The following is a 7,161-nucleotide window of genomic DNA, read 5'->3' as shown; positions in this document are numbered from 1 at the left end:
GCGAACGCGCCCGCGTCCGCTCCGAACGCCAGCAACGCTGGGGACGACCACGATCACGGGCCGCCTGACCCGAACCGGAACACGTTCGTGGTCAGCGCACTAGCGAGCGTGTCGCGCTACCGCGGCCGTCGGACCTCCCAGGGGGTTCTCGCGGTCCCGCCTGCCCGCCTCTCGACCTGGAGCCGGCCGTTCTCGAGGCCGGGAGTCCGGGCGGGTAGCGCGGTAGGCGGTGGCCGGCGCGGGTACAGGCCGACCATGACCGAGGCTGTCCGCGCGGCCGCGGACTCCAGCGAGGCGGACGTCTGCGTCGTCGGCGCCGGGCCGGCGGGCCTGCTGCTCGGGCTGCTGCTCGCGCGCGCCGGGGTACGGGTGACGGTGCTGGAGAAGCACGCCGACTTCCTGCGTGACTTCCGTGGCGACACGGTCCACCCCTCCACCCTCGACGTGCTGGCCGACCTGGGCCTGGGCGGCCGCGTCGACGCCCTGCCCGGCCGGCGGGTGCGGGAACTGACCGTGACCTTCGCCGACGGCACCTACCGGGTCGCCGACTTCTCCCGGCTCCGGGTCGCCCACCCCTACCTGCTGTTCCTGCCGCAGTGGGACCTGCTGGAGATGCTCGCGGCGGCGGCCGCCGAGTACCCGACCTTCACCCTGCTGCGGTCGCACGAGGTCACCGACCTGCTCGTCGACCCCGCCGGCGGCCCCGTGCGCGGCGTGGTGGCGACCACTTCCACGTCCGCCACCCCCGGGCCCGCCGCCCGGCGGGTCGAGATCCGCGCCCGGCTGGTCGTCGCCGCCGACGGCCGCAACTCGGCCGTGCGCGCCGCGCTCGAGCGGGCCGGCCGGGGGCTCGCCCGCCGGGAGTTCGGCGCGCCGATGGACGTGCTGTGGTTCCGGCTGCCCCGCTGGCCCGGCGACCCCGAGGGCCTCGCGGGGCAGGTCGGCGCGGGGCGGCTGCTCGTCCTGATCGACCGTGGCCACTACTGGCAGACGGCGTTCGTCATCCGCAAGGGCGGCCGGGACGCGTCCGTCGCGGCCGGCATCGACGCGCTGCGCGCCGCCGTCGCCGGGATCGCTCCCTGGCTCGCCGACCGCGTCGGCGCCGTCGCCGACTGGGACGACGTCGCGTTCCTGTCGGTGCGCGTCGACCGGCTGCGCCGCTGGCACGCGCCCGGCGTGCTGCTGATCGGCGACGCCGCGCACGCGATGTCGCCGGTCGGCGGGGTTGGCATCAACCTGGCCGTCCAGGACGCCGTCGCCGCGGCGCGGCTGCTCGCCGGCCCGCTGCGCGCGGGCGCGGGCCCGGACGAGCTGACGAGGACCCTGGCCAGGATCCAGCGTCGCCGCGCGATCCCCACGGCCGGCACCCAGCTGCTGCAACGCGCGGCGGGCCGCGGCTTCATCGGCCCGACGCTGGCGGCCGACACGGCGGTCCGCGCGCCCCGACTGGTCCGCCTGCTCGACCGCGCCCCGTTCCTGCGCGGCCTGCCCGCCCGCGTCGTAGGCGTCGGCCTGCGCCCCGAACGCGTCTCGCCGGCCCCCGCCGACCACGCCCCGATTCCCACGTGACGGCCGACGGGGCGCCCGCCGGTGTTCGGCTGGTAGGCCGCCCCCGACGGCCGGCGCGCCGTCAGGCGCCGTTCGCCGGGTGGTCTCGGGCGTCCGTGGCGGGGTGGTGGGTGGCGCGGTAGACCGGGACGGCGATCAGTAGGGCGCCGAGGAGGAGCAGGCCGCCGCCGATGCCGAGCGCGATCGTGGACCAGGTGCCGAGGTCGGGCACGGTGGCGCCGAGGTCGGTACGGGCGGCGACGCCGGCCGCGCCGTCCTCGTTGGCGATCACCAGGGTCCAGTCGCCGTCCCGGGGTTCCCAGATCAGCGCCTGCTCGCCGGGGCCGGATGTCGACACCGTCCAGATGTCCGCGCGCGTGGGCGGCGTGCTCAGCGGGCCGCCGGGGTGGTCGCGCCTGTTGTCGTCCCCGTCCGGCCGCACGACGCTGTAGGAGACGCCATCGACGTAGCGGTTGACGTCGCCGGTGGGCGCGATGCCGAGGAAGACCCGCTTCGCGGGGTCGGTGGACGTCGCCCGGACGCGAATCGTGCCGAGAATCTCGTCCCAGTCGGTCCGCAGGTCCACCACGCCGGAGCCGAGCGTGAACCGTTCGCTGGTCAGGGCGTAGCCGTCGGTGCGCAGGGTCCGCGTCGGGGAGGTCAGGTACTGGCCGTCGCGGGCATGCTGGTCGACCCAGAGGCCGACGCCGCCCGCGGCCAGCAGGCCGAGCGACCCCAGGGCGAAGACGGCTCCGACGACGACCGCGACGATCCGGCCGGTCCGCCAGCCGCGCGCGCCCGGTCCCGCCGCGGCCGCCGCGGCCGGCGGGGTCGGCAGGGCACGCGGGGCTGCGTCGACGCCGTTCGTGCTTTCCGGGTCGAGCGGATCGGTCGGCGGGCTCGACGGGTCGCCGCCGCCCTGGTGGAGGTGGAACGGCGGGTATCGGTCGGTCATCAGGGCGGCGTAGGCGGCGACGCGCAACGCCCAGCGGTCGAGGCCAACGATGAGGTCGTAGAGCCCACGCGGATAGCGGCCGGCGAACAGCAGCACGACCGCCACGACGAGAACGAGGATCTGGATCAGGCCGGGCCAGTCGTTGAGCATGAACGCCGTGGCGTCGCCGAAGCGGTGCTCGGTCCCGGTCGGGCCCCAGCCGAGGAGCACCGCGAGCACGAGATAGTGCGGGATCGCGAGCAGCCATGACTTCACCAGCACCAGGCCGCGCGAGAGCCGTTCGGGGTACGCCACGTCGAGGCGCGCCGGGTAGTCCGGAACGTCGCCCAGCGTGAAAGGCGGGTACCGGTCGGTGGCAAGCGCCCCGTAGCCGTAATAGTGCACCCGCCACGTCCAGCGCAGCACGCCGACGTTGAAGTCGAAGATTGCCCTCGGATAGTGCCCGGTGACCAGGATCGCGAAGAACGCGACCACGGTGAGCACCACGAACGCGAGCCACAGGAACGCCAGGACGATGCCGTGTGGAATGAGAAGCAGCCATTTGACGAGCCAGAGCCAGCGTGACAGCCGAGGGTCCGGCTCGTGGGCCGCCTCGACACGGACCGGGTAGGCCGGCGGAGGCGGCGCATGGCCTGCTGGGTTGAACTGCTCGGCGGTGGTGGACATCGGTCAGCACCCTCTTCGAGGCGGCGGGGCAACATCCCTCTCTCCACGGTCCCGCGCCCGAGCGCCCGCGCCAAGGCCGACGGGCCCTTGCTACCGGCATTTCGTCCTTCCGCGACCGCAAGCCGGTCCGTTGGCCAGCCCCGCCCTCCTTCCTCGGACCGATGACAGCCGACGTCAACCAGGCCCGACGTCAATCGGGCCCGGGGTCACCAGGCCCGGGGTCGACCGTGGCGTCTTCGGGGGCCAGGTCGTCGCGCAGGCCCCGGAAGGACGGATGGAGCAGGCGGGCGTCGGGGGTCCAACGGGTGTAGGTGACCTCGGCGACCAGCACGGGACGTACCCAGACGGCCCGGCGGGCGCGCGCGGCCGGGACGTCCGAGAACGGCGAGGTGTCGGCGCGCAGCGGGGTGAGCAGGCGGGCGAGCAGGTCCAGGGTGGCGTCGCTGAAGCCGGTCCCCACGTGCCCGGCGTAGCGCAGCGCCGGCTCGCCGGCACGTCGGCCGGGGTCGGCGTCGGACGCGGTGCCGGTCCCGGTGTCGGCCCCGCTGTCGGCGACGCCGACGAGCAGGGAGCCGATCCGGTTCGCCCGCTTGCCCGCGCCCGGCTCCCAGCCACCGATCACGACCGTCTGGGCGCGGATGTTCTTCGCCTTCACCCAGTCGGTGGTGCGCCGGCCGGGCAGGTAGGGCGACGAACGGCGTTTGGCGACGATCCCCTCCAGGCCCGCGTCGACGCTGGCGCGCAGCACCGTGGGCCCGTCGCCCGGCAGCTCCTCCGAGAGGGTCAGCCCGGGCAGGCCGCTCAGCAGCTCGCGCCGCTGGTCGTAGGACAGCTCCGTCGTCCGGTGCCCGTCCAGGAAGAGCAGGTCGAACACGAGGTAGCTGACCGGGATCCGGCGGGCCAGGCGCCGGGCCGCGGCCGCGTCCTCGACGTGTATCCGGTGCGCCAGCCGGGAGAAGTCCGGGGTGCCGTGCGCGCCGAAGGCGACGATCTCGCCGTCGAGCACGGCCTGGGTCGCGCCGAGGGCGGCGCCGACGGCCCGCAACTCCGGGAAGGCGGCGGTGACGTCGCGGCCGCTGCGGGCGCGGGCGCGGACCCGGCCGCCCTCGACGAAGGCCAGCACCCGCATGCCGTCCCACTTCACCTCGTAGGCCCACTCCTGCCCGGCCGGCAGCTCGCCGAGAACCGCGAACATCGGCTCCAGCGCCGTCGGCATCGGCTCGCGGGACGGGTCCTGGGGCGGGTCCATTCGGTGCACCATCCAGTCGTCCGGGCCGCGGCGGCCCCCCGCCCGGAAGAACACGTACCGGCCGCGGACCCGGTCGCCGCGCAACACGAACTTGACCTTGTCGGCGGTCCAGCTCTCCAGCTCGTAGGTGCCGCGGTCCCAGATCGTGACCGTGCCGCCGCCGTATTGGCCTTTGGGGATCTCCCCCGCGAACTCCGCGTACTCGAGCGGGTGGTCCTCCGTCTGCCTGGCCAGATGGTTCGTACGCGGATCGACTGGCAGGCCCTTCGGCACGGCCCAGGAGACCAGTACGCCGTCGCGTTCCAGCCGCACGTCCCAGTGCAGCGCCCGCGCGTGGTGTTCCTGAATGACGAACGTGTCGCCGCGGCCGGCCTGGTCGTCCCCGGTGTGGTCCACCGGCGCGTCCGGAACAGCCGTTCCGACCTCACTGGCGGGCCGAGACTGCCCGGCGGCGGCTGAGGGGACCGGCTCCGGCGTGCGCGACCGGTCCCGCCGGGCACGGTATTCGTCCAGCGGCCCCTGGCCCTCGGGCGTCATGCCGGACGCCCGCCCGCCACGAGGAGGCGCCCCGACGCGGCCGCCGACCGGGTGTTCCGGTAGAAATGCCGCGGCCCGTATTCGTCGGGCCATACGCGAACGAGGTGCTGCATGCTGGACTCCGCCGTCCTGCAGGTGCTCATCGGGCTCGCCCTGGTCTTCGCCGTGTTCAGCGTCGCGGTCAGTCGGGTCAACGAGGCCGTGCTCGGTTTCCTGAACTACCGGGGCCGCCAGCTGGAGGCCGAGCTTCGCCGCCTCACGTCCGGCGCCGTGCATTCCTCTCCGGCCGGACCCCTTCCCATCATCCCGCCCCAGGGCGCCGAGATACCGCGATCGGACGTTCTTTCGAACTCGGCCACGCCGGCGAACTCGGACGTGCCTGCGAACTCGGACGTGCCGGCGAACGGGGGCGCGACGGGCGCGCCGGCACGCGACGTGACGGCCGAGCTCATGGACGGGCCGTTGCGCGGCCTGCGGACCGGCGGCCGCCGGTCCGTCCCTGCCGTCGCCGACCGGCCGCCGGTCTGGGGCTGGCTCGACGACGTGCAGCGGGCGCGTGAGCTGAAGCTGCCGACCTATGTCGCGTCGACGGCGTTCGCCCGCGCTGTGCTGGACTTGGTCGAGCCGCCACCGCGGGCGCTGCTGGCGCGGGTCAGCCCCGCCGAGATGACGGCCACGTTCCCGGACACGGTGACGGCCGAGGAACGCGACGCGTACGCGCGCGCCTATCGCGCCGCCTACGAGGGACTCACCCCGCGGACCGCGCTCGCGCTGCACGAGGCGACGCCCGCCGAGTGTGAGCACGCCCGGTCCGTCACGACCGCGATGGTCATGCTGCTCGGTGACGGTTCCACCGGCGCGCCGGCGCCGGTGCCGGTGCCGGTGGCCGCGGGCCCGGCGGGCGCCGCCGCGCCGCCCGTGCCGGGAGCACCGGCGGCGGCGCCCGACCCGGCGCCGATGCTGCCGCTGTCCGCCGAGATCGCCCGGCTGCCCGAGTCGCCGCTGCGGACCGCCCTCGTCGCGATCGCCGCGCGGGTCGGGGCCGACCGCGACAAGCTGGTCGCGGAGCTCGCCCACTGGTACGACACGACGATGGACCGCCTCACCGGCTGGTACAAGCGCCGGATTGGCCGGTTCCTGCTCGCCTACGCCGTCCTGTTCACCGTTGCCTTCAACCTGGACGTGATCAGCCTGACCCGCGTCCTGTGGCAGGACAGCGCCGTCCGAATGGCCGCGATCACGGCGGCCGAAGCCGAGGCCCTGTCATACGACGACCTTTCCGACTCCGACGGGATCGAGTACCCGGAAGGGACGGAGGTTCCAGGAGGGACGGAGGACCCAGCAGGGATCGGGGAGCTTGAGGGGACCGAGGATGACGAGACCCTGGTGACGGGTCTTGGGGCGTTCGGAGCGACCGAGGATCCCAGTCAGCTCGATCCCGACCCGCTTCCCGGTTACATCGGCTCCATTCCGCCGTCCGACAGCCCGCCGACCATAACTTTCCCGCTGAATTCCTCGCAGTTCACGATCTTCCGTGTCGCCGAGGATCCGGCCGATGAACGAGCCGACGAGTCCGTGATCCAGGCCGTGCGCGACATCGGCGCGCTGCAGCTTCCGTTCGGCTGGACCCGCTCGGACTCGGCCACCGACCCGCGTGCCGTTCCGGACGGCGCCGGCGACTGGGCGCTGAAGGTCCTCGGCTGGGTGATCGCGGTCAGCGCCCTCACCGTGGGCGCGCCCTTCTGGTTCGACCTGCTAGGCCGCCTGGTCAACATGCGCTCCACCGGCCCCAAGCCCAAGCCCGCCGGCCAGTAGCGGCCGATCGGGGCCGGCTGGCGGTCGGTATTGGCCTACTGTCAGTGGCCGGCTCTGGTGTGGCGCGAGCGGGTGTGGGCCGAGCGGGTGCCCGGCCGGTGGAGCCCCCATCGCAGGTGCGGCGGCTCGGGTGGCGTGGGGTCGGGGGGCAGGGTCGGCCCGGTGGGGGACTCCGGGTCGGGGCGGCGCGGCGGCAGGGGCTCCGGCGTGGGCTCGGTCGTCATCTCCAGCCACCGCGGCTGGTGCAGCCAGGCGAACGAAAGACTCATGGTCACGCTGTACCCCCAGCGTGACCGGACTACCGCCGAACCGCTGTCGCCAAACCGCCGTCGCCGGACCGCCGTCGGCAATCCGCCGTCGTCGAACGGTTGTCGCCGAACCGCTGTCGTCG

At 74.3% G+C, this 7,161-nt stretch carries 5 protein-coding genes; 2 read left to right on the top strand and 3 right to left on the bottom strand.

What is annotated here, in order from left to right; translation table 11 throughout:
• The first annotated feature begins 255 nt into the window (after positions 1-255).
• A complete protein-coding gene (locus I6A81_RS24610; protein ID WP_203007708.1) occupies positions 256-1,569 on the top strand; it encodes an FAD-dependent oxidoreductase in 1,314 nt (437 codons plus the stop codon).
• Between the two features lie 61 nt (positions 1,570-1,630).
• Here the strand turns inward: I6A81_RS24610 and I6A81_RS24605 are convergent, their stop codons facing one another.
• Both I6A81_RS24605 and I6A81_RS24600 read right to left on the bottom strand, forming a co-directional pair.
• Positions 1,631-3,169 (bottom strand): DUF4389 domain-containing protein, encoded by a 1,539-nt coding sequence (locus I6A81_RS24605; protein ID WP_203007707.1) that lies wholly within the window; start codon positions 3,167-3,169, stop codon positions 1,631-1,633.
• Positions 3,170-3,359: 190 nt separating this feature from the next.
• Complete coding sequence (locus I6A81_RS24600; RefSeq protein ID WP_307874882.1) at positions 3,360-4,814, bottom strand: DNA polymerase ligase N-terminal domain-containing protein; 1,455 nt, start codon at positions 4,812-4,814, stop codon at positions 3,360-3,362.
• 252 nt (positions 4,815-5,066) lie between these two features.
• Here I6A81_RS24600 and I6A81_RS43845 point away from each other — a divergent pair, with 252 nt between their 5' ends.
• The gene (locus I6A81_RS43845) at positions 5,067-6,770 is read left to right on the top strand and encodes a hypothetical protein (RefSeq protein WP_238441550.1); all 1,704 of its coding nucleotides are present in this window, start codon (positions 5,067-5,069) and stop codon (positions 6,768-6,770) included.
• 41 nt (positions 6,771-6,811) lie between these two features.
• Here I6A81_RS43845 and I6A81_RS24590 read toward each other — a convergent pair whose 3' ends face one another.
• On the bottom strand, positions 6,812-7,039 hold the full coding sequence (locus I6A81_RS24590) for a hypothetical protein (protein ID WP_203005801.1): 228 nt from the start codon (positions 7,037-7,039) through the stop codon (positions 6,812-6,814).
• Positions 7,040-7,161: the final 122 nt, after the last annotated feature.

The organism is Frankia nepalensis, assembly GCF_016786325.1.
Lineage (GTDB): Bacteria > Actinomycetota > Actinomycetes > Frankiales > Frankiaceae > Pseudofrankia > Pseudofrankia nepalensis.
Note: the sequence above shows the minus strand (reverse complement) of the source record. Positions and strands in the feature narration are given on the sequence as shown.